We start from the raw sequence: 24,363 nt of genomic DNA on the forward strand, positions 1-24,363 counted from the left end.
CTTCGTCCCCACGTCCGGCGACCTGCCGCGCAGTCGTTCACGCCAGAGAAGGGAACCGTACGGCGCACGACCCGCACGCCGTTTCGAAGGTCCCGGTGAGGACGCGGTCGCCGTCTCCGCAATTGCCCGGGTATGACAACGTTGTCAACGTGTTCTATGCTTCGGGCATAAGAGGAGACAAATCGATGAGTGCAGATCTATCCCGGGTCGCCGGTGCCGGCGCGCCTGCCCGCGCGGAGGGCGTGCCGGCGGGGGGAACGTCGGCGGAACCGTCGGATGGTGGGGCAACGCCGGTCCACGCCCGGCATCCGTTGACCTGGGTGCCGTCCGTGTACCTGGCGATGGGCCTGCCCAACGTGCTGGTCGGGCTGGTCGCCGCCATCCTCTACAAGAACCTGGGCGTGTCCAACGAGGACATCGCGCTCTACACCTCGCAGATGTACCTGCCGTGGGTGCTCAAGCCGCTGTGGTCGCCGCTGCTGGAACCCTACCGGACCAAGCGCTGGTGGGTGATCACGATGCAGTTCCTGATGATGGCGTCGATCGGCGCCGTCGCGTTCTGCCTGCCGCTGGACGGCTTCTTCCGCGCATCGCTGGCCTTCTTCTGGATCACCGGTTTCGCCTCGGCGACGCAGGACATCGTGGCCGACGGCGTGTTCATGACGACGATGAGCCCGCGCGAGCAGGCGCGCTACGCCGGCCTGCAAGGCATGTGCTGGAACCTGGGGGCGGTGGTCGCTTCGGGGCTGCTGGTGTCGCTGACCGGCTGGCTGCACGGCGCGCTGGGCTGGACCTGGGTGCAGTGCTGGATGGCGGTGATGCTGGGCGCGGCCGCGATGATGGGCGGCTTCGGGCTGTGGCATCTGCGCGTGCTGCCCCCGGGCGCGCCGTCGGCGGTGCAGGGTCAGGACTTGTCCAGCGCGATGGTGTCGCTGCGGGAATCCTGGATCACGCTGTTCCAGAAGCCGTCGATCTGGATGATGCTGGCGGTGGTGTTCTTCTACCGTTTCGGCGAAGGCTTCATCGAGAAGTTCGGACCGCTGTTCCTGCTGGATCCACGCGCGGCAGGCGGGCTGGGGCTGGACAACGCGGCGCTGGGCCACATCTACGGCAGCGCCGGCACGATCGCGTTCATCGCGGGCGCGTTCCTGGGCGGCTTCATCGCCGCGAAGATGACGCTGCGGCGCTCGTTCCTGCTGCTGGCGATCGCGCTCAACCTGCCGCACCTGACCTACTACTACCTCAGCCACGCCCTGCCAACGGACCTGTGGTGGATCGGCGCCGTGGTCGCCATCGAGAAGTTCGGCTTCGGCATGGGCTCCGTCGGGCACATGCTGTACATGATGCAGCAGATCGCGCCGGGGCCCTTCAAGATGACCCACTACGCGATGGCCACCGGCGTGATGGCGCTGACCAAGTGGGCCACGGGCAGCGTCAGCGGCTGGCTGTATGCGGGCGTGGGGCAGCACTACGCGAGCTTCTTCGGCTGGGTGCTGGTGTTCTCGATCCCGCCGATCGTGCTGGCGTGGCTGGCGCCGTTCCCGGTGGCGGTCAGTGCCCAGGAGGACCGCGGCGGCGCGGCCGGGGCGCATTGAGGCGCCCGATCCGGCGTCATCGCCAGATGACGCGGATGTCATCTTCCCGCCAGCGGACGGACGGGCGGCCCTTCCTACAGTCCATTCCCGAGACGCGTGCCGACGAGGCCCCGCCGGGGCTCCGGTCGCGTCGAGATGACTGCAGGAGTGCCTCATGTCCCGTTCCTTCTCCGCCCCGTCCTTCGTCCTGGCCGCCACCGCGCTGCTGATCGCCGCCGGCGCGCAGGCCTCCGCCGCTTCCGCCCCGGCCTCTTCCGGGACCGCCCCCTCGACGCTCGCCAACGGCCGTTCCGTGCACGGCATGCCCTCGGCGGCGAAGCCGGACCGCGTGGTCGATCTGGCCCAGGCGGGCGCCGGCGAGCTGAACATCGTCTGCGGCGAGACCATCCAGTTCCGCAACGGCGACAAGTCCTTCGCCTGGACCTTCGAGTCGGTCGGCCACCGCGCGGTGGACCTGCGTTCGCTCGCGCCGGCGGGCTTCACGGACCGGCCGCTGTGGGTCTTCGTCGAACGCAACGACGGCGAGCGAAGCTGACCGGGGGCGCAACTGGCGGCGCGCGCGTCGACGGCGCCGCCGACGTCGGGCCTTCGGGAAGTCGAAGGTCCGGCCGGGCATGATCCTGTCTTTGCAAGCGATGCGGACACGAGATGAGACTGCTGGTCGTCGAGGACGAACCCAAGCTCGCGGCCTACCTGCGCAAGGGCCTGGGCGAAGAGGGCCATGTCGTGGACCTGGCGCATGACGGCGTCGACGGCCTGCACCTGGCGTCGACCGGCGGGTACGACCTGGTCGTGCTCGACGCGATGCTGCCGGGCATCGACGGGTTCGCGCTGCTGGCGGCGCTGCGGCAGTCGAGCGCGGTGCCGGTGCTGATGCTCACCGCTCGCGCCCAGGTCGACGACCGCGTCCGCGGCCTGCAGGGCGGGGCGGACGACTACCTGGTCAAACCCTTCGCGTTCTCGGAACTGGTCGCCCGGATCGACGTGCTGCTGCGCCGCCACGGCGCGCGCACCGCGGTCGAGGCGACCCGCTTCACCGTCGCCGACCTGGAGGTCGACCTGCTACGGCGCAAGGCGTTCCGTGCGGCACAGCGCCTGGACCTGACCGCCAAGGAGTTCAGCCTGCTCAGCCTGCTGGTGCGCCGCCAGGGCGAAGTGCTGTCCCGCACGGAGATCGCCGAGCAGGTCTGGGACATGAACTTCGACAGCGAGACCAACGTCGTCGAGGTGGCCGTGCGGCGCCTGCGCGGCAAGCTCGACGTGCCGTTCGACCGGCCGCTGCTGCACACGGTGCGCGGGATGGGCTACGTCCTGGAGGCGCGTCCGGACGACGACGGCGCCCCGCTCCGATGAGCGTGAGCCTGCGCGGCCGGCTGTCACGCTGGCTGGCGCTGCAGACCATGGCGGGGCTCGGCGTGGTGGGCGTCGTCGTCTACCTGGTGATCGCGCTGACCTTGTCGCAGCGGCAGCTCGAGACCTTGACTCAGAAGCAGGCCGCCGTCCAAGGCCTGCTGAACGAAGCGCGCGGCGCGCACGACGCGACCGACGTGCAGCACCTGCTCAACGATTTCCTGGCTGGCCATGACGAACTCTCGCTGATCGTCTCCGCGCGCGACGGCCGGACGCTCTACCGGACCGCGCGGGCCCTGCCGCCGCCGGCGCACACGCGCCGCGTGGATTTCGCCTTGCGCCTGCCCGATGAACTGGGCGGCACCGGGACCGCAGTCATGCGCTTCGACCAGCAGCGCGACCAGGACCTGCTGCGCCGGCTGGCGTGGACGCTGGCGCTGACGGCGCTGGGCGGCGCGGCGGTCGTCTCGGCGGGGGCGTCCTGGCTCGTGCGGCTGGGACTGACGCCCCTGCGCGGCCTGGTGGCACAGACGGCGCAGGTCAGCGCGCAGCGGCTGGACCGGCGTCTGGACGGCGCCGCTCAGGCGGAGGAGCTGCAGCCGCTGATCGGACAGTTCAATGCCCTGCTGGACCGGCTGACCGTGGCCTACGGACAGATGGAGGCCTTCAATGCCGACGTGGCGCACGAACTCAACACGCCGCTGTCGACCTTGATCGGCAGTTGCGAGCTCGCGCTGCGTCGACCGCGTCCCGTCGAGGAACTGCGCGAGGTGATCGCCTCCAACCTCGAGGACCTGCGGCGCATGGCGGGCATCGTGGCCGACATGCTGTTCCTGTCCCAGGCCGAACGGGGGCAGGCGGCGCGGCGAGGCGCGCCGGTGTCGCTCGCGGCGCTCGCGTGGGATGTGCTGGACTACCACGATGCGGCGCTCCAGGAGGCCGGCCTGAGCGCCGACGTGCGCGGTGACGCGCGGGCCGCGGTCGATGCGGGGCTGCTGCGCCGGGCCGTGTCGAACCTGCTGGGGAACGCCACGCGTTATGCGCGGTCCGGGTCGACGGTGCTGGTCCGCATCGAGCGTCGCGATGACGGACGCATCGCGGTCGAGGTCCAGAACGAAGGCGTGGCGATCGCCGCGGCGCATCTGCCGCGGCTGTTCGACCGCTTCTACCGAGCGGATCCGGCGCGCTCGTCGGGCCCGCTGCCGCAGGGACACCACGGACTGGGACTGGCCATCGTCGCGGCGGTCGCGCGCATGCACGACGGCGAGCCTTGCGCGACGTCCTCCGGCGGCGTCACGCGCATCGGCCTCGTGCTCACTGCCGGCTCAGCGTGTTCAACGGAATCTTCAGGTAGCTGACGCCGTTGTCCTCCGCCGGTGGCAGCTGCCCGGCGCGGATGTTGATCTGGATCGAGGGCAGGATCAGCGTCGGGACCTCGAGCCGCGCGTCGCGCGCGGTGCGCAGCGCCACGAACTCCGCCTCGCTGACGCCGTCATGGACGTGGATGTTGCGGGCGCGCTGATCGGCGACGGTGGTCTCCCAGGCCGGCGCGCGGCCGTCGGGCGGGTAGTCGTGGCAGACGAAGAGGCGCGTGGCCGGAGGCAGCGCCAGCAGGCCGCGGATCGAGCGGTAGAGCGTTGCCGCGTCGCCGCCGGGGAAGTCCGCGCGGGCGGTGCCGACGTCGGGCATGAACATCGTGTCGCCGACGAAGACCGCATCGCCGATGCGGTAGGCCATGCAGGCCGGCGTGTGGCCCGGCACGAGCATCGCCTGCGCCGCGATGCCGCCGATGTGGAAGATCTCGCCGTCCCGGAACAGGTGATCGAACTGGCGGCCGTCGGGCAGGAAGTCGCGCTCGAGGTTGTAGAGCTTGCGGAAGACCGCCTGCACCTCGCGGATGTGCTCGCCGATGGCGATGCGCCCGCCGACATGCGCCTGCAGATGGCGAGCCGCCGACAGGTGGTCGGCGTGGGCGTGGGTCTCGAGGATCCACTGCACGGTGAGCCCCGCCTCGGCGACGTGCGCGAGCAGGCGGTCCGCCTGGGTCGTTGCGGTGCGGCCGGACTTGAGGTCGAAGTCGAGGACCGGGTCGACGATCGCGGCCTGGCGGGTCGCCGGATCCGCCAGCACGTAGCTGACCGTGCCGGTCCGCTCGTCGTGGAAGGCGGCGATCGTGATGGCAGGGGAATCGGGGCTCATGGCCGAAAGGCGCTCGCGGCGGAGTGGCGGTGGAATTCACTATACCCATCGCCGCAGGTGGAACCGCCGTAACCGATCTTCCCGCCCGCGGCCCGGCGCCGCGCCGCCAGGCTGCGCCGCGATGGCCGACAAGCACCTTCACCAGCAGCTGCACAAGCACCTGCACAAGCAGCCCCTGCATTTCCACAGGAGCGATCTCCTGGCCGCGGCGCTACCGGTCTGGCGGGCGCGCTTCGTCCTGCTCCTCTTCCTTGCGGGCTTCCTGGGTCTTGCCGCGCGCGCGGCATGGATCCAGCTGCTCGGCCAGGACTTCTACGCGTCGCAGGGCGACCGGCGCGTGCATGCCGAAGCGCCGGTGGCGGCGCGGCGCGGCCAGATCCAGGACCGTCACGGAACGGTCCTCGCATCGAGCGTGCCGCGCGCCTCCGGGCAGGGTTTCCAGCGACGCTATCCCGACGGTGAGATCGTCGCGGCGGTGGTGGGTTTCACGGACGTCGACCATCGCGGGCAGGAAGGGGCGGAACGCCGCTTCGATCCCGAACTGGCCGGCACCGACGGCAGGCGCGCGGTGATCCAGGACCGGCTGGGTCGGGCGATCGCGGACGCGCCGGAGACGGTCGGCGCGGTGGATGGGCGCGACGTCCGGCTCACCCTCGACGCGCGCATCCAGCTGCTGGCCTTCCGCCGCATCAAGGACGCCGTGGACGGCCATGCGGCGAAGTCCGGCAGCGTCGTGGTCCTCGACGCCCGGACCGGCGACATCCTCGCGATGGCCAACTACCCGAGCTTCGATCCGAACGAACGGCGCCATTGGCGGCAGGACCAGCTCAGGAACCGCGCCGCGTCGGACGCCTTCGAGCCGGGATCGGTTGCGAAGCCGATTACGATGGCCACGGCGCTGGACCTGGGTCGTGTGAGGCCGGAGACCGTCTTCGACACGGGCCCGGGCCACCTCCGCTTCGAAGGGGCGACCATCTCGGATGTGGGCCGCTTCGGCATCCTGACGGCGGAAGGCGTGATCGAGAAATCGAGCAACGTCGGCATGACGATGCTCTCCCGGTCGCTGTCCGCCGAGGAGATGTGGCAACGCTTCCGGGGGCTCGGATTCGGCGAACGGGCGCTCGACGAGGTGCCCGGCGTGGCCGTCGGCCGGGTGCGGCCGTGGGCCCGGTGGAAGCCGATCGAGCAGGCGACGATGTCCTACGGCTACGGCTTCTCGACCAGCCTGCTGGGCATCGCGCGCGCCTACACCGCCTTCGCCGACGACGGCGCGGTGCTGGCGCTGCGTCTGCGCGTGTCGACGCCGGTGCGTGCGCCGGTCCCGGTGTACTCGGCGAGGACGGCGGCGCAGATCCGCCGCATGCTCTGGCTGGCCGCGGGTGGCGCGAGGAACGCGTCCTTCGATGCGGACGATGCCATCGGCGGGAAGTCCGGCACCGTGCGCAAGCTGGAAGGCCGGGCCTATGTCATCGGCAAGTACCGCTCGCTGTTCGTCGGCATGGCGCCGATCAGCCGGCCGCGGCTGATCGTGGCCACCTTGATCGACGAGTCGACCGACGGGGGCTACTACGGCGGGCAGATCGCCGCGCCGGTGTCGCGCGAGGTCCTGCGCGAGGCCCTCCGGCTACAGGGCATCGCGATCCCGGCGTCCTGAGCCTCGAGGACCTGCGCCGCCCGTGATCGCGGTGCATTGCAACGGGTGGCGCACCTCGTGCGCCGCGCCGCCCAGGAGGAAGAGGAGGGCGAACAGCCATCGCGTCACGGCGGAACTCCCGGGCGGCCGCGGCGTCAGACCAGCTCCAGCCCGACGTTGATGTTGCCGCGCGTCATCTTCGAATAGGGGCAGGTGTCGTGGGCGCGCTTGATCAGCTCGTAGGCGGTGTCGCGGGGCAGGCCGGGCAGGCTGACGCGCAGCTTGGCGCTCAGGAAGTAGCCGTCGGCGCCCTTGTTGAGGTCGACCGCCGCGTCGACGGCCACGTCGGCGGGCAGGCGGACGCCGATCGCGTGGGCGGCCAGACCCATCGCGCCGATGAAGCAGGCCGACCAGCCGACCGCGAACAGCTGTTCCGGATTCGTGCCGGGGCGGGCGGTGCCGGGCGAACCGAGCTGGACGTCCAGACGCTGGTCGTCGGACTGCCCGCGGCCGTCGCGTCCACCCGTGGTGCGGGTGTTGGCGGTGTAGAGGACTTGAACGTGGTCGGTGATCGAGGACATGGCGGGCTCCGGTAGGACAGCGTCACTTGCTGCATGGCCCGCATTTCATCGGTCCGATGTATCGACGGTGTGTGAGGGCCCTGGCGAATTGGCGCGGCGCGTGTCGAGGCGGGCGGCGGACACACTGGCATACAAAGGCGGACCATCCGCCAAAGGTGACCCTGGCGATCCTGGTGGCCCTTTGCACTTGAGCGCGGGGCAAGGTCACGCGCCGTCATGGAGCGACCCCTCGTGTGACGGTCCGTGACGGCGACGTTGCGGCCGCGTAAAACCCGGTGCGTCCAGCGCCGCGACGACGCGCCCGACGCCCGATCGCGCGGTTTCTTAAGCAGGCCCTAATTCGGTGGGCGCACCTTACGCCCAGGGCAACACGATGTTTGACGCAATCGGCCCGACCGGCCCCGCGGCCCACGGCGACGCCTGCACAAGACGCCACCGGCGCGGAGCCCGCCGAGTCGAAGGAGAAGCACATGAGCAAGTCCACCCCGATCCTCGCCATGGTCGCCGCGTTCGCCGCGGCGTCGGCCCAGGCCTCGACGGATCCCGACGACATGGCGCGCCGGTCGGAGCGCCGCGCGACGATCCAGCAGCAGCTGCGCGCGGTCCAGGTCGAGCTCTACTGCGATCACCAGGACAACGCGATGCATCTGTTGCGTGATGTCCGTCGCCAGCTGATGGCGCAGCGCGACCCGGACAACTCCCGCGATCTGCGCCAGCTCGAGAAGGTCAGCTGGCTGGTCCGCCACGGCGACACCGTCGAGGCGATCGCGACGATCGACGCGGCGCGCGGCGCGCCGGCCTGATCGGCGGCGAGCCGGCGGGACGCGCCGGCCGCCCGCCGTCGGCGGGTGACGGGTAACGGGTAACGGGTAACGGGTGACGGAAGGCGCTTCGTAATATTCGACGGTATATTGCGAAGCGTCGTCAGCCGTCGCCCGCCATGCACAAGCCTCCCTTCAAGCTCCGTCCCCGTGGATTGGCCGCGCTCGCCGGCGCGGACACCCCGCGCACCGAGGTGGCGATGCCGGGGCGCCTGGCGCCGATCGGCTGCTGCGACGAAGACGCGTCCATCGTCGGGCAGGCGCCGACGGGGCCGACCTCCGTCGGGACGCCGGACGATTCGACGGCCACATCTGACACGCCGGTCGCGAACCGGTCGCGACTCCATCAACTCGATCCCCATCTGCATTGCTCGGTGATCGGCAACTGCCTGGGCACGGCGGAGCTGCGCCGGCTGATGAGCCGCCACGTCGACGTGGCGGGGATGAGCGACCTGGACGTCCATCACACCGCGGTCTCCCTCGCGCCGCAGGGCGGCGACGTGGCGAAGGCGCTGCACAAGGCGCTCGACCAGCGACACGCGGGCGCCGTCCGGGCCCTGGCGGCCGCGACGGACGAGGCGGCGCTCGAGACCGCATGGCGCGAGGCCTGGCGGCGTGGCGACATCCAGGGGGCCTACTGGGCCGTGCTGACGCACAAGGCCGTGACGGTCACGCTGCGGCAGACCGTGTTCGGCGAGGTCCACATGCTGTCGCACCTGATGGCGTCGGCGAACCGGCATGACCTGCAGCGCTTCGTCGAGCTGGAGAAGGGCCATGCGGAACTGGAGGAGCGGCTGGAGCGCGAGCAGGCGCGCCGGCACGATGCGCTGCAGGAGCGCGACCGCATGGCTGAACAGATGCGCCGGCAGGCCGTCGATGCCGAGCGGCTGATGGCGGAGGTCCGTGCCAGCGTCACGCGGTCGGAATCGGCGGCGTCGGCGCAGGATCTCCTCGCGCAGGTGGCCGTGCAGACCGAGCGTCGCGAGCGCGCGGAGCGCGTGGCCGAAGACGCCGTGCGGCAACTGGAGCGCTTGAAGGAGCAGCTGGAGCGCACGCAGGCGCATGTCCGCGCGCAGGCCGAGGAGCTGGCCGCCGCCGAGGCCGAGTTGCAGCGGCTCAGCGCCGGCGTCCCGGATGCGGGCAGCGATGGCGCGGCGCTGCTGGTCGGTCGTCGCATCCTCTACGTTGGCGGCCGGCCGAGCTCGACGCCGGCGATTCGCGATTTCGTCGAGAGCCGCGACGGGGAATTCCTGCACCACGACGGCGGCCTCGAGACGCGCAAGGGCCTGCTGGCGGCGCTGCTGCCGCGTGCGGATCTGGTGGTGTTCCCGGTCGACTGCATCGATCACGATTCGGCGCTCAACCTCAAGCGCCTCAGCGAGCGGCACCAGGTGCCGTTCCTGGCGCTGCGCAGCGCCAGCCTGGCGAGTTTCGCGGCTGCGGTGCGGCGGGAACTCGTGCCGTCGGGAGACGGTGCCGATCAGGGCCCGGGCGCACGGCGCTTCTGCCTGCGACACGGCTGATCAGGGGTATTTCTCTATCGGTCCCCGGCGCGTTGCGGGCGGTTCGCTAGCCCCGTTTTGTCCCGCTGCAAGGCCGGACTACTTGTTTGCACTGTTTTGATGGCACGAACCTCGCAAAACGCGGGCTGCCTTGCTTTTCAGTCCTCCTGGCAGTTCTAGGATCGTCTTCCTCAGCAGTATTTGGAGGACGCGATGAGTCCGGAAATGTTGGCATTCTGGTTGGCGGGAATACTGCCACCAACCACCAGCTGGATCCTGAATCTGGCAATGCGAGGTCCGACGTCCCTGAAAACCTCCGGGGCAGATTGGTCGCTACTCCTGCTGGTCTTCGACGGCGCGATGGCAATCACGTGGCCGGACATCCTCTGCAATGTTCCCAACGAGGGCGTCAGGGCGTTCCTGCCCTCGTTGGCCCCCTCCCTCGTTTTTGTGTCCTTGTCGATCTGGATCGTCATCGTCCGCTGGTTTGAGCCGATGCTCGAAACAGGGGCGAATTGCCACCGACCCTCCGTACGCAGTGTGGCGGGAGCGGTATTCGTGTGGTCCTTGGTCGTCATGAATGTGTTTGGCCACTATTTCTTGTTCATCAGGGGATTCCATGTGGATTGAATTTCTGCTCAATTGCGCAGCGGCGTATGTGTTCTTTCTAATCATGATTGGAGGAACCTATTACGTCGCCTACAAGAACGGTGTCTTCGACAACCCAAATGTGAAAGAGGACGAGTCCAGCGAAACCCCAGGTCACTGACAGCCCAGTCCACGGCAGGAATGGAGGTGGGATGTGGAAAGACACTAGCCGACACCGTCCACCGCGGCGCTAGCATCGCGCGCCATGCGGATCCTCCTCGTCGAAGACGAAAAGCCCCTGGCCGACTGGCTGGTGAAGGCACTTGGCCAGAACGACTTCGTCGTCGACTGGATCGATGACGGGCGGCTGGTGCTGAGCCAGTTGGCCGCCACGCGCTACGACGCAATGATCCTGGACCTGGGCTTGCCCGGCCTCGGCGGTCACGAGGTGCTGGCCCGCTTGCGGGATGCCGATTCCCGCGTCCCGGTGCTGGTGCTGACGGCGCGCGATTCGCTGATGGAGCGCGTGAGCACGCTGCACGAAGGCGCCGATGATTTCCTCGCCAAGCCGTTCGAGCTGCAGGAACTCGAAGCCCGGCTGATCGCGCTGATCCGCCGCTCGCGCGGTCGCGACCAACCGCGTTTCGCCTGCGGCCCGCTGGTGTACGACGCGGCCTCCAAGCTTTTCACGCTGGACCGGGAGCCGCTGGCCTTGTCGCCGCGCGAGCACGCGGTGCTGCGCACGCTGATCCAGCACAGCGGCGAGCCGATGTCCAAGCAGGAGATCCTCGAGCGCCTGTTCTCCGACGAGCAGGACGTGCGGCCCGAGGCCGTCGAGGTGCTCGTCCACCGGCTGCGCCGCCGCATCGAGTCCGGCAAGGTCCGCATCACCACGCTGCGCGGCCTGGGCTACGTGCTGGAAGCGGCATGAGTCCGGCCCGGGCGCAGACGCCGGGGGCGAAGCGCCTCGGCCTGCGCTGGCCCTCGCTGCCGACCCGGTGGCACCGGTTCAGCGTCCGCCGGACGCTGCTGGCGCTGGTGCTGCCGGTGATGCTGGCGGCCGTCGGCCTGGAGCTCGCGCTGACCTGGGGCACCGCCCTGCAGGCGGCCAACTCCGCCTATGACCGCTCGCTGCTCGGCGCGATCAAGGCGATCGACAGCAACGTCTCGACCGAGACCGGCGGACTGTCCGTCGAGATGCCATACCGGCTGCTGGAGTTCTTCGAACTGACGGCCAGCGGCCAGGTGTTCTTCCGCGTCAGCACCGAGGACGGTCTCGTCGAGATCGGCAACGCCGGCCTGCCGCTGCCCGGTCAAGCGCTGAAGACCGGCGTGCCGCGCTTCATCGATGCCGAGTACTTCGGCGCGCCGGTGCGCGTGGGCGCCTGGGCCCGTGAGCTCGAGCCCGAGCGTCCGGGGCGGCGGATGATCATCCAGGTGGCCGAGAGTACCAACTCGCGCAACGCGTTCTCACGCGCGCTGCTGCTGCAGGCGGTGTGGCGCGACCTGCTGACCGTGTCCATCGTCGCGGGCACGCTGGCGCTGGTGATCGGCTGGGCCCTGCGGCCGCTGGACCGGCTGCGGCGCGAGGTCGAGGCGCGCGCCGACGACGACCTCTCGCCGGTCGATGAGACCGGGGTACCGGCCGACGCCGCGCCGCTGGTGCGCGCGATCAACCACCACCTCGCGCGGCAGCGCGAACTGATCGATGGCCGCCGGCGCTTCGTCGACGACGCCTCGCACCAGCTGCGCACGCCGCTGGCCACCCTGGCGACGATGGTGGGTTACGCACGCCGGGAGCGCGATCCGGAACGGCTCGCCGAGGCGCTGACCGCGCTCAAGGGCCAGATCGACGACACCGTGCGGCGCACCAACCAGATGCTGGCGCTGGCCCGCGCCGACACCGCGCAGGTCGCGATGGCGCCGCTCGCGCTGGAGCGCCTGGCCGACCGCTGCGCGCGCGAATCCTGGCCGCTCGCGCGGGAGCAGGGCATCGACCTCGGCTTCGAGTGCGCGGACGGGGACATCGTCGTGCTCGGCCACGAGGGCCAACTGCGCGAGGCCTTGCTGAACCTGCTGCACAACGCGTTGCGCTACACGCCGCGCGGCGGCGTGGTGACGCTGCAGGTCGGCATGGAGCGCCGCGAGGCCGGCGTGTCGGGAGAAGCCGGCAAGGCCGCCGAGGCTGATGAGGCCGATGCAGCGAATGACCGCGACGGGCAGGTCGCGGTGATCCGCGTCGTCGACGACGGCCCCGGCATTCCCGCCGACGAGCGGCCACGCGCGGGCGAGCGCTTCTTCCGCGGCAGCAACGTCGATCTGCCTGGCTCGGGGCTGGGTCTCGCCATCGTCCGTGCGATCGTGCGCCGCCACCTCGGCGACATGGCGATCACCGCGGCGCGAGTCGATGCCGGCGGTCTGGAGCGTGGCACCACCGTGACGCTTCGACTTCCGCTTCGGCTGGCGCTGCGCGAACCGACGGAAATTCCTTTCACGCTGAAAGCCGGCTGAAAGCGCGGTGTCCCTAGAGTCCGCCGCAAGCAGGTGGCGGGCGACCGCGCGGTCCTGTCGACGAATCGCGATCGGTCGCGATCGACGGCGGACGGCGGCGATACAGATCACCGCGAGGAGACAAGACATGGAATCGATCCCGACCTCCCGGGCGGGCCGCTGCACGACCGTGCGGCTTCGAGCCGCGCGGCACTGGGTGGCCGCGTTCGCCGCCGTCCTCTGGCTGGCCGCGCCCTCCGGCGCCGCGGCGCAGCCGGGCCGTGGCGCCTCGGCGCCCGCGGCGTCAGCCCTGCCGGGCGGCGATGCCGCGCCCGAATGCATCGCCCCGGCCAAGCCCGGCGGCGGCTTCGACCAGAGCTGCAAGCTCGCACAGGCCGCGTTCCAGCAGGCCGGGCTCACGCGGACGCCGATGCGCATCAGCTACATGCCGGGTGGCGTCGGCGCCATCGCCTTCGACCAGATCGTCACGAGACGCCCCGCCGAGCCGCAGACGCTGGTGGCCTTCTCCAGCGGCTCCCTGCTGAACCTCTCGCACGGCCGCTTCGGCAAGCGCAGCGTCGACGACGTGCGCTGGATCGCCGCCGTCGGTGTCGACTACGGCGTGGTCCTGGTCGGCCGCCAGTCGCCATGGAAGACGCTGCCCGAGCTGCTCGTTGCCTTGAAGGCCGATCCGGGCCGCATCAGCTTCGCCGCCGGCGGCACGATCGGCAGCCAGGACTGGGTCAAGTCGGCCCTGGTCGCCGGGGCCGGTGGCGTCGATCACAAGTCGATGCGTTTCGTCGCCTTCGAGGGCGGCGGCGAGGCCATCGCCGCGCTCAAGGGCGGCCACGTCCAGGTCTACATGGGCGACGCGTCGGAGGTCTTCGACAAGCTCGGTCCCGCGAGCCCGTTCCGCGCATTGGCGGTGCTCGCCGAGCGGCGCCTGCCCGGGCCGCTGGCCGGCGTTCCCACCGCGCGTGAGCAGGGCGTCGACATCGTCTGGCCGGCGATCCGCGGCTTCTATGTCGGTCCGAAGGTCTCAGACGGCGACGTCGCCGCGTGGACCGCTGCCTTCGACCGCCTGATGGCCGCGCCGGCCTTCGACGAGGTCCGCGTGCGCCACGGCCTGTTCCCGCTCGCGCTCACCGGGCCGGCGCTGCGCACCGTCATCGATCGCCAGAACCGCGAGTACGTCGAGCTCGCCACCCGTTTCGGCCTCAGGCGCTGAGCGCGTCCAGGCACCGGTCCCGCTTCCCTTTTCCCGATCCCCCAGAACCGGTCTTCACCGAGTGAGAACCGCGGGCGCCCCTGCGTCCTGATTTTCCAACGACAACAAGGAGACTCCCTTGACATCCTTCCGCACGACCACGACCCCGGTCCGACTGAACTCCCTGTGCGCCGCCGGCCTGCTGGCCCTGAGCGCGACCTCCGCCTTCGCGCAGAGCAGCGTCACCGTCTACGGCATTGCCGACGTGCTGCTGGAATACCGCGACCACATGAACGCCGCCGGCGACCACCGCTTCGGCGTCACCTCGGGCGGCATGAACACGTCCCGCTGGGGCCTGCGCGGCGCCGAGGACCTCGGTGGCGGCCTGAAGGCCGTGTTCCAGCTCGAGGCCGAGGTCGCCTTCGACACCGGCATGGCCGGCTCGTCGTACTGGGGGCGTCAGGCCAATGTCGGCCTGGAAGGCGAGTTCGGCCGCGTCGTGGCCGGCCGCTCGTACACGACCACCTACGACTTCCTGCTGCCCTTCGATCCGATGGGCTACGCGCCGTTCTACTCGTGGGCCACGTCCGGCGGCCAGATCGCGACCCAGCCTCGCAAGGACGGGATGATCACGGGCATGTCCAACCTGATCAAGTACCAGGGGACCTTCGGCCCGGTGAAGGTCGGCGCGACCTACGCGCTGGGCGAGGTGACGGGCTCCGCCTCGGCGGGCCGCTTCTTCGCGCTGGCCGGCGCGTACACGGCGGGACCGTTCTCGGCGACGCTGGTCGTCGACCAGCGCAACGGCGCGACGATCGCCGCCAACGGCCGCTACGACAAGGAAAAGGCGCTGCACTGGGCCGCGTCCTACGACTGGAAGCCGGTCAAGCTGTTCCTGGCGCAGCGCGTCTACAAGAAGGAATTCGCCGTCGGCGGCGCCGACGCGAAGAGCACGATGACCTGGCTGGGCGCGACCTGGCAGGCGACGCCCGCGCTGAGCATCACGCCGGCCGTCTACTTCCAGAACATCTCCAGCGGCGCCAGCGGCACCGACGATCCCAAGCTCTACGCGCTGCGCGCGAAGTACGAGCTGTCCAAGCGCACCAGCCTGTACGCGGTCGCCTCGACGGCGAAGTCGGGCGACGGCGGCGTGGTCAGCGTCTCGCGCGACGACAACGGCTTCGCCGATGCGCAGTCCAGCGTCGGCCTGGGGATCCAGCACCGGTTCTGACCGGCTCGGCCCCTCACCCCGCCGCGGGCGTGTCCGGCACGACGATCGATTCGCCGATCGCGTAGAACTGGCCGCCCGCGATGTAGTGCAGCGTGCGCAGTTCCGGCGGCGCGGACTCGAAGTGCCAATGCCCGTCGCTGAACACGCGGGCATCGGCCCAGGCCGCGACGACCTCGCCGATGAAGAGGTCGTAGATCCACTGGTTGCGCGGCTCGGGCAAGACCCGGCACACCAGCCACGCGGCGCAGCCGTCCACCAGCGGGACGGCACGCGCGATGGCGTCGCCCGGGCCGACATCCGGTCCCGCATCCGGTCCCGCTTCCGCCATCGTTCCCGCATCGGCTGGCAGGTCGATGTCGACGAGCTTCGCCCCCGCATGGCTGAGCTTCTCCGGATCCTGATGCAGGCTGCGGTTGCCCAGCCGGTGCGTCAGCACGGCCTGCGCCGCCGTCGGCACCTGCAGCACGAAGAAGCCGCTGGCCTCGACCAGCTCGCGGGTGCGCGTGGCCTTGTCGAGCACCACCGTCACCTTGGGCGGCTGGAAGTCCAGCGCGCAGGACCAGGCCGCAGCCATCGCGTTGCGCACGCCGCCGTGCGAGGCGGACACCAGCACGGTCGGTCCGTGGTTGAGCAACCGGTAGGCCTTGTTCAGCGGGACCGGCGCGACGTGCGGGTTCAGGCGTTCGTTCAGGGGCGTCTTCATGGCGGCGACCATTGTGACGGCGGTCGCCGGATCCTGCTTCAAGGTGGAGTTCAGACCGGCGCCGGCGGCGAGGTCTGGCCGGGCAGCAGTCCCTCGGCCCGCAGCCGTGACAGCACGTCGAAAAGCAGTTCGCTCTTGATCCCGTACGCCGCGCGCGGCGAGTTCACGAAACCCGAGGCGTTGAGCACCAGGTTGGTCCCGTCCACGCCGTCGAGCTGCACGTTCGGCGCCGGCGTCGACAACACGCCGCCATGCGCCTGGAACGCCGCCAGCACCAGCGCCTTCACGCGGTCGGTGTCGGTCGCCAGCGGCATCGGCAGCTTGAACTGCACCATGCCCAGCGACTCGCCGTAGGTGACGTTGCGGACGATCTTGGTGATGAACTCGGAGTTCGGCACGATCACCGTGGAGCGGTCGCCCATCTGGATCTCGGTCGCCCGCACGCTGATGCGGCGGATGTCGCCCTCGACGCCGGACAGCGAGACCCAGTCGCCGACCTTCACCGGCCGCTCGGCCAGCAGGATCAGGCCGGAGACGAAGTTCTGCACGATGGACTGCAGGCCGAAGCCGATGCCCACCGACAGCGCGCTGGCGACCCAGGCCACGCTCTGCAGGCTGAAGCCGACAGCGGTCAGCGCCGCGGCGATCGCGGCGACGGTGCCGACGTAGCCGAACAGCGTCGTCGTGGACGAGCGCATGCCGACGTCCATGCGCGTCGTCGGCATGTAACGCTCGGACAGCCAGCCCTTGAGCAGGCGCACCGCGGCCAGGCCGACGAAGAGCACGGCCAGCGCCTGCAGCAGCTTGAGCGGATTGAGCTCCAGCGTGCCGATGGTGAGGCCGTCCTGCAGGCTGCCGGAGCGGCGCACCAGGTCCATCGGCCCTTCGCCGTAGGGGGCGAGCAGCAGCAGGAGCGCGAAGAAGGCGATGGACACGCGGCAGACGGCGGACAACAGCAGGGCGGTCTGCTCGCGCGTGCGCGGCGGCGCGGGGCCGTCGGCGGTTGCGGCGGCCTTGCCGTTCGCCTTGTCGCCGGCCTTGCCGTCGCCCTTGCCCTCGCCCGACGCGGCGGCGGGCGAGGGCGCCAGCAGCGTCATGAAGAGGTCGTCGACCAGCACCGTCAGCAGGTAGGCGCCGCCGAGCACGATCAGCCCCCACACGACCTGGTTGAGGACGAACATCGCCAGCGACACGAAGCCCGTCAGCAGCGCCAGCGAGGCGCCCACCAGCGTCAGCCATGCCGCGGCGCGCAGGACCGACAGCCAGAGCGGGCGGATGACGAGTTCAGGCGCGGCGCCGGTGCCCGCATCGGCGGCATCTGGCGCGTCCGGCGACACGCCGGTGTGTCGCCGGAGTTGCGCAATGGCCAGGCCCAGCACCGCGACGAAGGTCAGCGACGCCAGCGTCTGCACGGCGCCGCTCGCGGCCACGCTCAGATCCAGCGTCGCCGCGGTGCGCGACGACAACCAGCCCAGCACCACGGCCGCCGCGAGCGTGCGCGGCAGCCAGGCCAGCCGCAAGGCGGCCGCGTCGGGCACCGGCAGCAGACGCCACGACGGCTTGCGCGCCATCAGCAGCGCGGCGCCGAGACCGGCGATGAATCCGCCGAACCAGACGATCATCTCGGCCGTGTCCAGCCATTGCGCCAGCGAGTCCGGACCTTGCGGGGCGCCGTCGACCAGGCTGGCCGTCAGGGTCAGGACTAGCCCGTGCGCGATCAGGCCGGGCCGCAGCGTGCGCAGGAGGACCTCGCTGACCGCGAACAGCGAGCGGCGCAGCCGGCCCTGCGGCAGGCGGGTGGCGCACAGGCGCGCGGTCAATCGCCGGGCGCCCAGGCAGAGCACCAGCCAGACCGCGGCCGCGCCGCAGAAGGTCAGCCACGCCGTGGCCGGGACAGTGGCCCACAAGGCGCCGAGTTCGGCCCCGAACACCCGCGCGCGTTCCAGGTCCGCGGCGCGGTCGGCGCTCAGCGAGCGCCAGAACCCCGATTGCAGGAATGACGGCACGCGCTCGCCGAGCCGGGCGCTCAACTGCAGCCGCTGGGCGGCGGTCGCGCTGCGCAGCGTGCCCTCGGCCTGGCCGGCCAAGTCGTTCGCGACCTTGATCTGACCATCGATGGTGGCGACTTCGCGACCCAGCTGCGCGCGCAACTGGGCGACTTCGGGCGTCTCCTTGACGTCCGCCTGCGGCGCGCCGAGCTGCTCCAGGCGCGACTTCGCGTCGTTCAGCCTCGGCTGCAGGGCGGACACCGCCTGCTCGATGCGCGACTGCACGCGCCCGACCTTGTCCTTGATGTCGCCCAGGTCCTCCGCCGTCAGTTCCTTGCCCGGCTTGGGCTGGATCGCCTTGAGTTCGGTGCGGGAAATGTCCAGCAGCTTCGCCGGGTCGGTCGGCTCGGGCGCCGGGTCTTGCGCGAAGGCCGGCGCCGACAGCGTGACGGCGCAGACCAGCAGCGCCCACGACAGCCACGTCAGCAGGCGCGGCGCGCGGCGGGAGGACCGGCAGGCCAGGGGAGTCGGGAGAACAGTCATCCATTCATCGGGGAAACCAGGGTGCCGCCTGGGCGGCAAGCGGCGGTCCCGGGTCATCGGGGCGCTCTGCGACCCCTCCGGACGCCCTGCGCCAGGTATGGCGTCCGGTGATGTCGGATATGCCGCTGCGTGATGCGTCCGCCGGCATCGAGCGGGTAGAGTGACCCATCACGCTTTCTCACGTCTTCTCACGTCTTCGAGGACCCCACGATGACCACCACCGCTTCCTATCCCGACACCCGCCTGCTGATCGCCAACGAATGGGTCGACGCCACCGGCGGCAAGACCATCGACGTGCGCAACCCCGCGACCGGCACCGTGATCGGCAAGGTCGCGCACGCGAGCAAGGCCGACCTGGACCGCGCCCTCGACGCGGCGCAGAAGGGCTTCGAGGCCTGGCGCAACGTGTCCGCGCATGAACGCGCCGCGACGATGCGCCGCGCCGCCGCGCTGTTGCGCGAGCGCGCGCCGGAGATCGCGAAGCTGCTGACGCAGGAGCAGGGCAAGCCCGTCGCGGAAGCGAAGGGCGAGATCCTCGCCGGCGCCGACATCATCGAATGGTTCGCCGACGAAGGCCGGCGCGTCTACGGCCGCATCGTGCCGTCGCGCAACCTGGCCGCGCAGCAGCTCGTGCTCAAGGAACCCGTCGGCCCCATCGCAGCCTTCACGCCGTGGAACTTCCCGGTCAACCAGATCGTGCGCAAGCTCGGCGCGGCGCTCGCCACCGGATGCTCGTTCCTGGTCAAGGCGCCGGAGGAGACGCCAGCCTCGCCCGCCGCCCTGCTGCAGACCTTCGTCGACGCCGGCGTGCCTCCCGGCACCGTCGGCCTGGTCTTCGGCGACCCGCATGAGATCTCCAGCTACCTGATCCCCCATCCGGTCATCCGCAAGGTCACGTTCACCGGCTCCACGCCGGTCGGCAAGCAGCTCGCATCGCTGGCCGGCGCGCACATGAAGCGCGTCACCATGGAGCTCGGCGGCCATGCGCCGGTCATCGTCGCCGAGGACGCCGACGTCGCCCTCGCGGTCAAAGCCGCCGGCGCCGCGAAGTTCCGCAACGCCGGGCAGGTCTGCATCTCGCCGACCCGCTTCCTCGTGCACAACAGCCTGAAGGACGAGTTCACGGCGGCGATGGTCAAGCATGCCCAGGGACTCAAGCTCGGCGACGGCCTCGCGGAAGGCACCACCCTCGGCCCCCTCGCCAACGAGCGACGCGTCGTCGCCATGTCCAAGATCGTCGCCGAAGCCCGCGAGCGTGGCGCCAAGATCGCCACCGGCGGGGAACGCGTCGGCAGCGCCGGCAACTTCTTTGCGCCCACGGTGCTGGCCGACGTGCCGCTCGACGCCTCGGTGTTCAACGACGAACCGTTCGGGCCGATCGCGGCCATCCGTGGGTTCGATACCCTCGAGGAAGCCATCGCGGAAGCGAACCGGCTGCCGTTCGGGCTCGCGGGGTATGCGTTCACGAAGTCCATCAAGAACGCGCATCTGCTGGCGCAGCGCATGGAGGTCGGGATGCTGTGGGTGAACCAGCCCGCCACGCCGTCCGCCGAGATGCCGTTCGGCGGGGTGAAGGACTCGGGGTATGGGTCGGAAGGGGGGCCGGAGGCGTTGGAGGCTTACCTCAATACCAAGGCCGTGTCGCTGCTCGGGGTTTGAGCACACCTCCCTCCAGCCCGCCGGGTCTCGCCCCGGCGGGCGAGTTCCTTTGTCCGCCGACAAAGGAACCAAAACGGCTCTGACGACGCTCATATGCGCTCGCTGTGGGGCCGTCGTCGCTCTCACGCTCCGCTCGCGAGACTCCTCGGACGATGCCCTCAAACGGTCACCACCGGAGTCCTCGCACCGCCTCTCTCTACAGGCTTGCTCGCTCCGCTCGTCGCGCCAACCGAGCCATCCAGCCTCAGGCCACCAGCCAGGGCCACCACACGGTGATCATCCCCTGCAGGCAGATCCATCCCCATAGCAGCACCACCGCCTCGCGCGTGGCGTGCTGTCGGGGACGGATCAGCCCCGATCCGATCCGGGCCGCGTAGTACAGCGCCAGCATCAGCGCCACGGCGATCTGCAAGCCCTGCAGGCTGTGCAGCGCAGCCAAGGTGCCCGTCCATGCATCCAGGGTCGGCGGACGCTCCGCTGGCCACGCCGTCTGCAAGCCGCTGTAGAACGCGAGCACGGCCGATCCGAAAGCCGGCACGAGCAGCACGGCACGCCAGGTCGACACTGGCGCACGCCAGGCGCCAAGGCCCGCCCACACGACGAAGACCAGGCTCAGCGCGTAGCCGAGGGTCTGCATCAGCAGCGTCGCGTGGCTCGCCAGGCCCACGCCCGGGGGCGGGCAGACGTCCAGCGTCATCGCCACGTGCAGGTGCGCGAAGGCCATCGACGCGAAGATCGTCGCCTCGACCACGATCAGGATCACGACGCCCCAGAACGACGGCGCCTGGCGACCCGTGACCCCCATCGGCAGGATCACGCCGTCGGCCGCCTCGGCCTCCTCGAACGGCGGCGCCCGGTCGGTCTGCCACAGCCATGCCCAGATCGCGACGATCGCGAGGACACCGCCCGCCACCGTGCCGCTGACGTGCTTCACCGTCATCAACAGGAAGAAGGCCGCCGTGCCGATCGCCGCCAGTACGGGCCACAGGCTGTCCCCCGCCATCAGCACCACCCGCAGCGGGCGCGCCTGGACCGGACTGGTCAGCAGCGTCTCACGATCGCCGGTGATCGTGCCGGGCAGCCAGTGCGCGCCGGCCTCGACCTCCGCATGCAAGGCGGGGCGATGCCACAGCGGCTCGTGGTGCTCGACCTGCGGAATGCTGCGCGTGCCGTAGGTCTCGCTCGGCAGCCACTCCAGCGTCGACGAGCGCCACGGATCGTTGTGGTCCTGCTCCGGGCCGCGCTGGCTCCGGATGAGGTCGATGACGAAGAGCAGCACCCCCGCGGCGATGATGAAGGCACCGGCGGAGGAGAGCAGGTTGGGCAGTTCCAGGCCCAGCCCTGCGGGATAGGTGTGGACGCGGCGCGGCATGCCGAGCATCCCGGCGATGTGCATCGGGAAGAAGGTCAGGTGGAAGCCGCCGAAGATCAGCCCGAATACCCATCGGCCCGCGCGCTCCGACATCGCGCGGCCTTTCCACAACGGGATCCAGTGGTAGAGCGCCGCGAACATCGGCAGCACCATGCCGCCGATGAGCACGTAGTGGAAGTGCGCGACGACGAAGTAGGTGTCGTGCACCTGCCAGTCGATCGGCAGCAGCGCGAGCATCACGCCGGTCAGGCCGCCGACGACAAAGGTGACCAGGAAGCCGATGAGGAACCAGGTCGCCGTGGTCCATTGCAGGCGTCCGCGCCACAGCGTGCCGATCCAGGCGAAGACCTGCAGCGCGCCCGGGATCGCGATGGCGACGCTGAAGATCGAGACCAGGCTCAGCCCCAGTCCGCCGAGACCCGCGGTGAACATGTGATGCAGCCACAGCAGGAAACTCGCCGCGCCGATGGCGACCAGCGCCGTGCTGACCGCGTGGCGGCCGATCAACGTGGTGCGCGCCAGCGCCGGCACCATCGTCGAGACCAGCCCCGCCGCCGGCAGGAAGATGATGTAGACCTCCGGGTGGCCGAAGAACCAGAACAGGTGCTGCCACAGCAGCGGATCGCCGCCGCGCGTGGCGTCGAAGATCGGCCAGTCGAAGGCGCGTTCGATCTCGAGCAGCGCCGTGCCCGCGATCACCGCCGGGAACGCGAGCACGATCATGAGGCCGACGACCAGCATGGACCACGCGTAGACCGGCATGCGGCTCAGCGTCATGCCCGGCGCTCGCGTCATCAGGACGCCGGTGATCAGCTCGATCGCGCCCGCGATCGCGGAGATCTCGATGAAGCCGATGCCCAGCAGCCAGAAGTCCGCGTTGAGTCCCGGCGAGTACTTCGCGCTGCTCAGCGGCGGGTACATGAACCAGCCCGAGTCGGGCGCGAGCTGCCAGAACAGCGTGGCATAGAAGGCCAGCCCGCCGATGGCATACATCCAGAACGAGTAGGCGGACAGGCGCGGGAAGGGCAGGTCGCGCGCGCCCAGCATGTTGGGCAGCAGGAAGACGGCGATCGCCTCGACCATCGGCACGGCGAAGAGGAACATCATCACCGTGCCATGCATGGTGAACAGCTGCTGGAAGACCGGCGCGCTGAACAGCGTCTGGTCCGGCGCGGCCAGCTGCGCGCGCATCAGCAGCGCCAGCACGCCTCCCAGCAGCAGGAACACGAAGGCCGTCGCGATGTAGAGCTTGCCGATGAAGACGTTGTTGACGCTGCCGATCACGCGCCAGCCCTTGGGCGGCTCCCACGCGGCGCGCAGGCGATCGAGTTCACCGTCGGGCCTCGGCAGCCGGTTGGAGGGGCGGGGTCTGTCGGGCGACGGCGCGGTGTCCGCTGCGCCCGCGTGGCCGTCGTCGATCGCGTCGGTCATGTCACTCATGGCGCGAGTGAGGTGGCGGCGACCAGCGGGCGATCGGACCCGCCGCCCGCCACCGGCGGTCCGGCGAGGAATTCCACCATCGCATCGATCTCGTCGGCGCGCAGATGCTTGTACGACGGCATGCGCGCGCCGGGCTTGACCTGCTGCACGTCGGTGATCCATTGCCGCAGGGCCGTGCGCGGATCGCCGAGCGGATCGCGGTTGCGCAGCGCGCCGGCACCCAGCCACAGGCGGCTCGCCACGTGGGTCAGGTCGGGCCCGAGCGGCGGTGCGTCCGCCACGTCGTGCCGCGCCGAACCTCGCACCGCGTGACAGGTCGCGCAGCCGTTCTCACGGAAGAGCGCGGCGCCCCGCAGCGCCTGGCGCGAGACCGGTTCCGGCGCGGCGCCGGCCTGCGCGCGCCGCCATTGCGCGAAGTCCTCGGGCGGCATCGCGACGACCTGCAGCACCATCGCCGCATGCTGGGTGCCGCAGTACTCCGAGCACGGCCCGCGGAACACGCCCGGCTGGGAGGCGGTGAAGGTCAACCGGTTGAGCCGCCCCGGCACCATGTCGACCTTGCCGCCCAGCGCCGGCACCCAGTAGCTGTGGATCACGTCGTCCGACGCCAGCGTCAGGGTCACCGGCCGGCCCACCGGCACGCGCAACTCGTTGGCCGTCGCGAACGCGGGAGCGTCCGGCTCGGACTCGTAGCGCATCGACCACCACCAGAGATGGCCGGTGACGGCCACGCGCAGTGCGCCCGGCGGCGACGGATCGTCCAGGCCGTAGGCGCTCCGTTCGCCGTGGAGGAGCAGGCCGCCGAAGACGAGGACCGGCAGCACCAGGCCGCCGCCCCAGAGCCAGAGCGCGGTCGATACCGGCCGACGGCCTCGCCACCACAGCGCCCCGGCCAGGCAGGCCATCGCGAAGACGAAGGCGAAGGCGCAGACGATCAGCGTCGTGTTCATGACGCCGGCCAGTGCCTCCGCTTGCGGACCGGCGGGCCGGAGCATGCCGCCCGCGCTCATCGCAGCGACAGCAGGTAACCGGCGATGTCGCGCGCGTCGCGCTCCGACAGACCGAGTCGCGGCATCGTCGTGCCGGGCAGGAGCGCCGGCGGATCCAGCAGCCAGCGCTGGAGGATCTCGGGCGAGTTGGGCAGCTGTCCGGCGATGTAGGCGCGCCGGCCGAAGCGCTCCAGCGCGGGCGCCCGCTGGCCGCCGCCGGGCACGCCCGGCACGGCATGGCAGCTGCCGCATTGGAACTGCGCCATCAGGTGGCGCCCCCGCTCGAGGTCGGCGGCGTCGACCTGCCAGCGCCGCAGCGGCTCGTCCGGGGCGGGGCCGCAGGCCGAGAGCAGCAGGCCGAGGGCGATCGACAGGAGGCAGGGGCGGGTCATGCGCGCTCCCCGGCACACGAAGTGCCCGCCCCGCAGTCGGCATCGGGTACCGGGGCCGGCCACCGCGGGCCGACGACCGG

Annotated in this window: 20 protein-coding genes; 13 read left to right on the forward strand and 7 right to left on the reverse strand. The window is 70.5% G+C overall.

Annotation, left to right across the window (positions count from 1 at the left end; all coding sequences use genetic code 11):
- Nucleotides 1–185: 185 nt before the first annotated feature.
- The 4 genes from ACQ859_RS17625 (at nt 186) to ACQ859_RS17640 (ending at nt 4,303) form a co-directional block, all read left to right on the forward strand.
- Nucleotides 186–1,595, forward strand: a complete 1,410-nt coding sequence (locus ACQ859_RS17625) for an MFS transporter (RefSeq protein ID WP_431262008.1) — start codon at nt 186–188, stop codon at nt 1,593–1,595.
- A 154-nt stretch (nt 1,596–1,749) separates the two neighbouring features.
- Nucleotides 1,750–2,130 (forward strand): CzcE family metal-binding protein, encoded by a 381-nt coding sequence (locus tag ACQ859_RS17630; RefSeq protein ID WP_431262009.1) that lies wholly within the window; start codon nt 1,750–1,752, stop codon nt 2,128–2,130.
- 113 nt (nt 2,131–2,243) lie between these two features.
- A complete protein-coding gene (locus ACQ859_RS17635; RefSeq protein WP_431262010.1) occupies nt 2,244–2,948 on the forward strand; it encodes a heavy metal response regulator transcription factor in 705 nt (234 codons plus the stop codon).
- Nucleotides 2,945–4,303, forward strand: a complete 1,359-nt coding sequence (locus tag ACQ859_RS17640) for a heavy metal sensor histidine kinase (RefSeq protein WP_431262011.1) — start codon at nt 2,945–2,947, stop codon at nt 4,301–4,303. Before ACQ859_RS17635 ends, ACQ859_RS17640 begins: the two co-directional genes overlap by 4 nt.
- Here the strand turns inward: ACQ859_RS17640 and ACQ859_RS17645 are convergent.
- Entirely contained in the window at nt 4,260–5,144 is an 885-nt protein-coding gene (locus ACQ859_RS17645; protein WP_431262012.1) for an MBL fold metallo-hydrolase, read from the reverse strand. The genes ACQ859_RS17640 and ACQ859_RS17645 overlap by 44 nt on opposite strands.
- A 121-nt stretch (nt 5,145–5,265) precedes the next feature.
- On the opposite strand from ACQ859_RS17645, the gene ACQ859_RS17650 reads away from it, so the two are divergent.
- Complete coding sequence (locus ACQ859_RS17650; RefSeq protein WP_431262013.1) at nt 5,266–6,798, forward strand: peptidoglycan D,D-transpeptidase FtsI family protein; 1,533 nt, start codon at nt 5,266–5,268, stop codon at nt 6,796–6,798.
- A gap of 134 nt (nt 6,799–6,932) precedes the next feature.
- On the opposite strand, the gene ACQ859_RS17655 is transcribed toward ACQ859_RS17650, so the two are convergent.
- Entirely contained in the window at nt 6,933–7,349 is a 417-nt protein-coding gene (locus ACQ859_RS17655) for an Ohr family peroxiredoxin (RefSeq protein WP_431266583.1), read from the reverse strand.
- A gap of 479 nt (nt 7,350–7,828) precedes the next feature.
- Here ACQ859_RS17655 and ACQ859_RS17660 point away from each other — a divergent pair, with 479 nt between their 5' ends.
- From ACQ859_RS17660 to ACQ859_RS17690, 7 genes are all read left to right on the forward strand, one after another.
- A complete protein-coding gene (locus tag ACQ859_RS17660; protein WP_431262014.1) occupies nt 7,829–8,161 on the forward strand; it encodes a hypothetical protein in 333 nt (110 codons plus the stop codon).
- A 137-nt stretch (nt 8,162–8,298) separates the two neighbouring features.
- Entirely contained in the window at nt 8,299–9,702 is a 1,404-nt protein-coding gene (locus ACQ859_RS17665) for a DUF2325 domain-containing protein (RefSeq protein ID WP_431262015.1), read from the forward strand.
- Between the two features lie 192 nt (nt 9,703–9,894).
- A complete protein-coding gene (locus tag ACQ859_RS17670) occupies nt 9,895–10,311 on the forward strand; it encodes a hypothetical protein (protein WP_431262016.1) in 417 nt (138 codons plus the stop codon).
- 223 nt (nt 10,312–10,534) lie between these two features.
- Nucleotides 10,535–11,200, forward strand: coding sequence for a response regulator (locus ACQ859_RS17675; protein WP_431262017.1), 666 nt, complete (start codon nt 10,535–10,537; stop codon nt 11,198–11,200).
- A complete protein-coding gene (locus ACQ859_RS17680; protein WP_431262018.1) occupies nt 11,197–12,780 on the forward strand; it encodes a sensor histidine kinase N-terminal domain-containing protein in 1,584 nt (527 codons plus the stop codon). The genes ACQ859_RS17675 and ACQ859_RS17680 overlap by 4 nt, the downstream gene beginning before the upstream one ends.
- A gap of 127 nt (nt 12,781–12,907) precedes the next feature.
- Nucleotides 12,908–13,987, forward strand: a complete 1,080-nt coding sequence (locus ACQ859_RS17685) for a Bug family tripartite tricarboxylate transporter substrate binding protein (RefSeq protein WP_431262019.1) — start codon at nt 12,908–12,910, stop codon at nt 13,985–13,987.
- Nucleotides 13,988–14,105: 118 nt separating this feature from the next.
- The gene (locus ACQ859_RS17690) at nt 14,106–15,197 is read left to right on the forward strand and encodes a porin (protein ID WP_431262020.1); all 1,092 of its coding nucleotides are present in this window, start codon (nt 14,106–14,108) and stop codon (nt 15,195–15,197) included.
- Between the two features lie 13 nt (nt 15,198–15,210).
- Here the strand turns inward: ACQ859_RS17690 and ACQ859_RS17695 are convergent, their stop codons facing one another.
- Together ACQ859_RS17695 and ACQ859_RS17700 are read right to left on the reverse strand one after the other, a co-directional pair.
- Nucleotides 15,211–15,876 carry a flavin reductase family protein gene (locus tag ACQ859_RS17695; protein WP_431266584.1) on the reverse strand — a complete coding sequence of 222 codons (666 nt, stop codon included), beginning with the start codon at nt 15,874–15,876 and terminating at the stop codon, nt 15,211–15,213.
- A gap of 74 nt (nt 15,877–15,950) precedes the next feature.
- Nucleotides 15,951–18,431, reverse strand: a complete 2,481-nt coding sequence (locus ACQ859_RS17700) for a mechanosensitive ion channel domain-containing protein (protein ID WP_431262021.1) — start codon at nt 18,429–18,431, stop codon at nt 15,951–15,953.
- 210 nt (nt 18,432–18,641) lie between these two features.
- On the opposite strand from ACQ859_RS17700, the gene ACQ859_RS17705 reads away from it, so the two are divergent.
- A complete protein-coding gene (locus tag ACQ859_RS17705) occupies nt 18,642–20,090 on the forward strand; it encodes an NAD-dependent succinate-semialdehyde dehydrogenase (protein ID WP_431257400.1) in 1,449 nt (482 codons plus the stop codon).
- Between the two features lie 244 nt (nt 20,091–20,334).
- Here ACQ859_RS17705 and ACQ859_RS17710 read toward each other — a convergent pair whose 3' ends face one another.
- From ACQ859_RS17710 to ACQ859_RS17720, 3 genes are read right to left on the reverse strand one after another with little or no spacing between them, the layout of a single operon-like run.
- A complete protein-coding gene (locus ACQ859_RS17710) occupies nt 20,335–22,902 on the reverse strand; it encodes a cbb3-type cytochrome c oxidase subunit I (RefSeq protein WP_431262022.1) in 2,568 nt (855 codons plus the stop codon).
- Nucleotides 22,899–23,912, reverse strand: a complete 1,014-nt coding sequence (gene coxB / locus ACQ859_RS17715) for a cytochrome c oxidase subunit II (RefSeq protein ID WP_431262023.1) — start codon at nt 23,910–23,912, stop codon at nt 22,899–22,901. The genes ACQ859_RS17710 and coxB overlap by 4 nt, the downstream gene beginning before the upstream one ends.
- On the reverse strand, nt 23,909–24,283 hold the full coding sequence (locus tag ACQ859_RS17720; RefSeq protein WP_431262024.1) for a c-type cytochrome: 375 nt from the start codon (nt 24,281–24,283) through the stop codon (nt 23,909–23,911). Before ACQ859_RS17720 ends, coxB begins: the two co-directional genes overlap by 4 nt.
- Nucleotides 24,284–24,363: the final 80 nt, after the last annotated feature.

The sequence above is a fragment of the Roseateles chitinivorans genome, from assembly GCF_050632235.1.
In the GTDB taxonomy this organism is placed as follows: domain Bacteria; phylum Pseudomonadota; class Gammaproteobacteria; order Burkholderiales; family Burkholderiaceae_C; genus Roseateles; species Roseateles chitinivorans_A.

What these genes read in the sequence shown, in the direction of transcription:
- ACQ859_RS17625 (WP_431262008.1), top strand. Translation starts at nt 186, where the DNA reads ATGAGTGCAGATCTATCCCGGGTCGCCGGTGCCGGCGCGCCTGCCCGC.
- ACQ859_RS17630 (WP_431262009.1), top strand. Translation starts at nt 1,750, where the DNA reads ATGTCCCGTTCCTTCTCCGCCCCGTCCTTCGTCCTGGCCGCCACCGCG.
- ACQ859_RS17635 (WP_431262010.1), top strand. Translation starts at nt 2,244, where the DNA reads ATGAGACTGCTGGTCGTCGAGGACGAACCCAAGCTCGCGGCCTACCTG.
- ACQ859_RS17640 (WP_431262011.1), top strand. Translation starts at nt 2,945, where the DNA reads ATGAGCGTGAGCCTGCGCGGCCGGCTGTCACGCTGGCTGGCGCTGCAG.
- ACQ859_RS17645 (WP_431262012.1), bottom strand. Translation starts at nt 5,144, where the DNA reads ATGAGCCCCGATTCCCCTGCCATCACGATCGCCGCCTTCCACGACGAG.
- ACQ859_RS17650 (WP_431262013.1), top strand. Translation starts at nt 5,266, where the DNA reads ATGGCCGACAAGCACCTTCACCAGCAGCTGCACAAGCACCTGCACAAG.
- ACQ859_RS17660 (WP_431262014.1), top strand. Translation starts at nt 7,829, where the DNA reads ATGAGCAAGTCCACCCCGATCCTCGCCATGGTCGCCGCGTTCGCCGCG.
- ACQ859_RS17665 (WP_431262015.1), top strand. Translation starts at nt 8,299, where the DNA reads ATGCACAAGCCTCCCTTCAAGCTCCGTCCCCGTGGATTGGCCGCGCTC.
- ACQ859_RS17670 (WP_431262016.1), top strand. Translation starts at nt 9,895, where the DNA reads ATGAGTCCGGAAATGTTGGCATTCTGGTTGGCGGGAATACTGCCACCA.
- ACQ859_RS17675 (WP_431262017.1), top strand. Translation starts at nt 10,535, where the DNA reads ATGCGGATCCTCCTCGTCGAAGACGAAAAGCCCCTGGCCGACTGGCTG.
- ACQ859_RS17680 (WP_431262018.1), top strand. Translation starts at nt 11,197, where the DNA reads ATGAGTCCGGCCCGGGCGCAGACGCCGGGGGCGAAGCGCCTCGGCCTG.
- ACQ859_RS17685 (WP_431262019.1), top strand. Translation starts at nt 12,908, where the DNA reads ATGGAATCGATCCCGACCTCCCGGGCGGGCCGCTGCACGACCGTGCGG.
- ACQ859_RS17700 (WP_431262021.1), bottom strand. Translation starts at nt 18,431, where the DNA reads ATGACTGTTCTCCCGACTCCCCTGGCCTGCCGGTCCTCCCGCCGCGCG.
- ACQ859_RS17705 (WP_431257400.1), top strand. Translation starts at nt 18,642, where the DNA reads ATGACCACCACCGCTTCCTATCCCGACACCCGCCTGCTGATCGCCAAC.
- ACQ859_RS17710 (WP_431262022.1), bottom strand. Translation starts at nt 22,902, where the DNA reads ATGAGTGACATGACCGACGCGATCGACGACGGCCACGCGGGCGCAGCG.
- coxB (WP_431262023.1), bottom strand. Translation starts at nt 23,912, where the DNA reads ATGAGCGCGGGCGGCATGCTCCGGCCCGCCGGTCCGCAAGCGGAGGCA.
- ACQ859_RS17720 (WP_431262024.1), bottom strand. Translation starts at nt 24,283, where the DNA reads ATGACCCGCCCCTGCCTCCTGTCGATCGCCCTCGGCCTGCTGCTCTCG.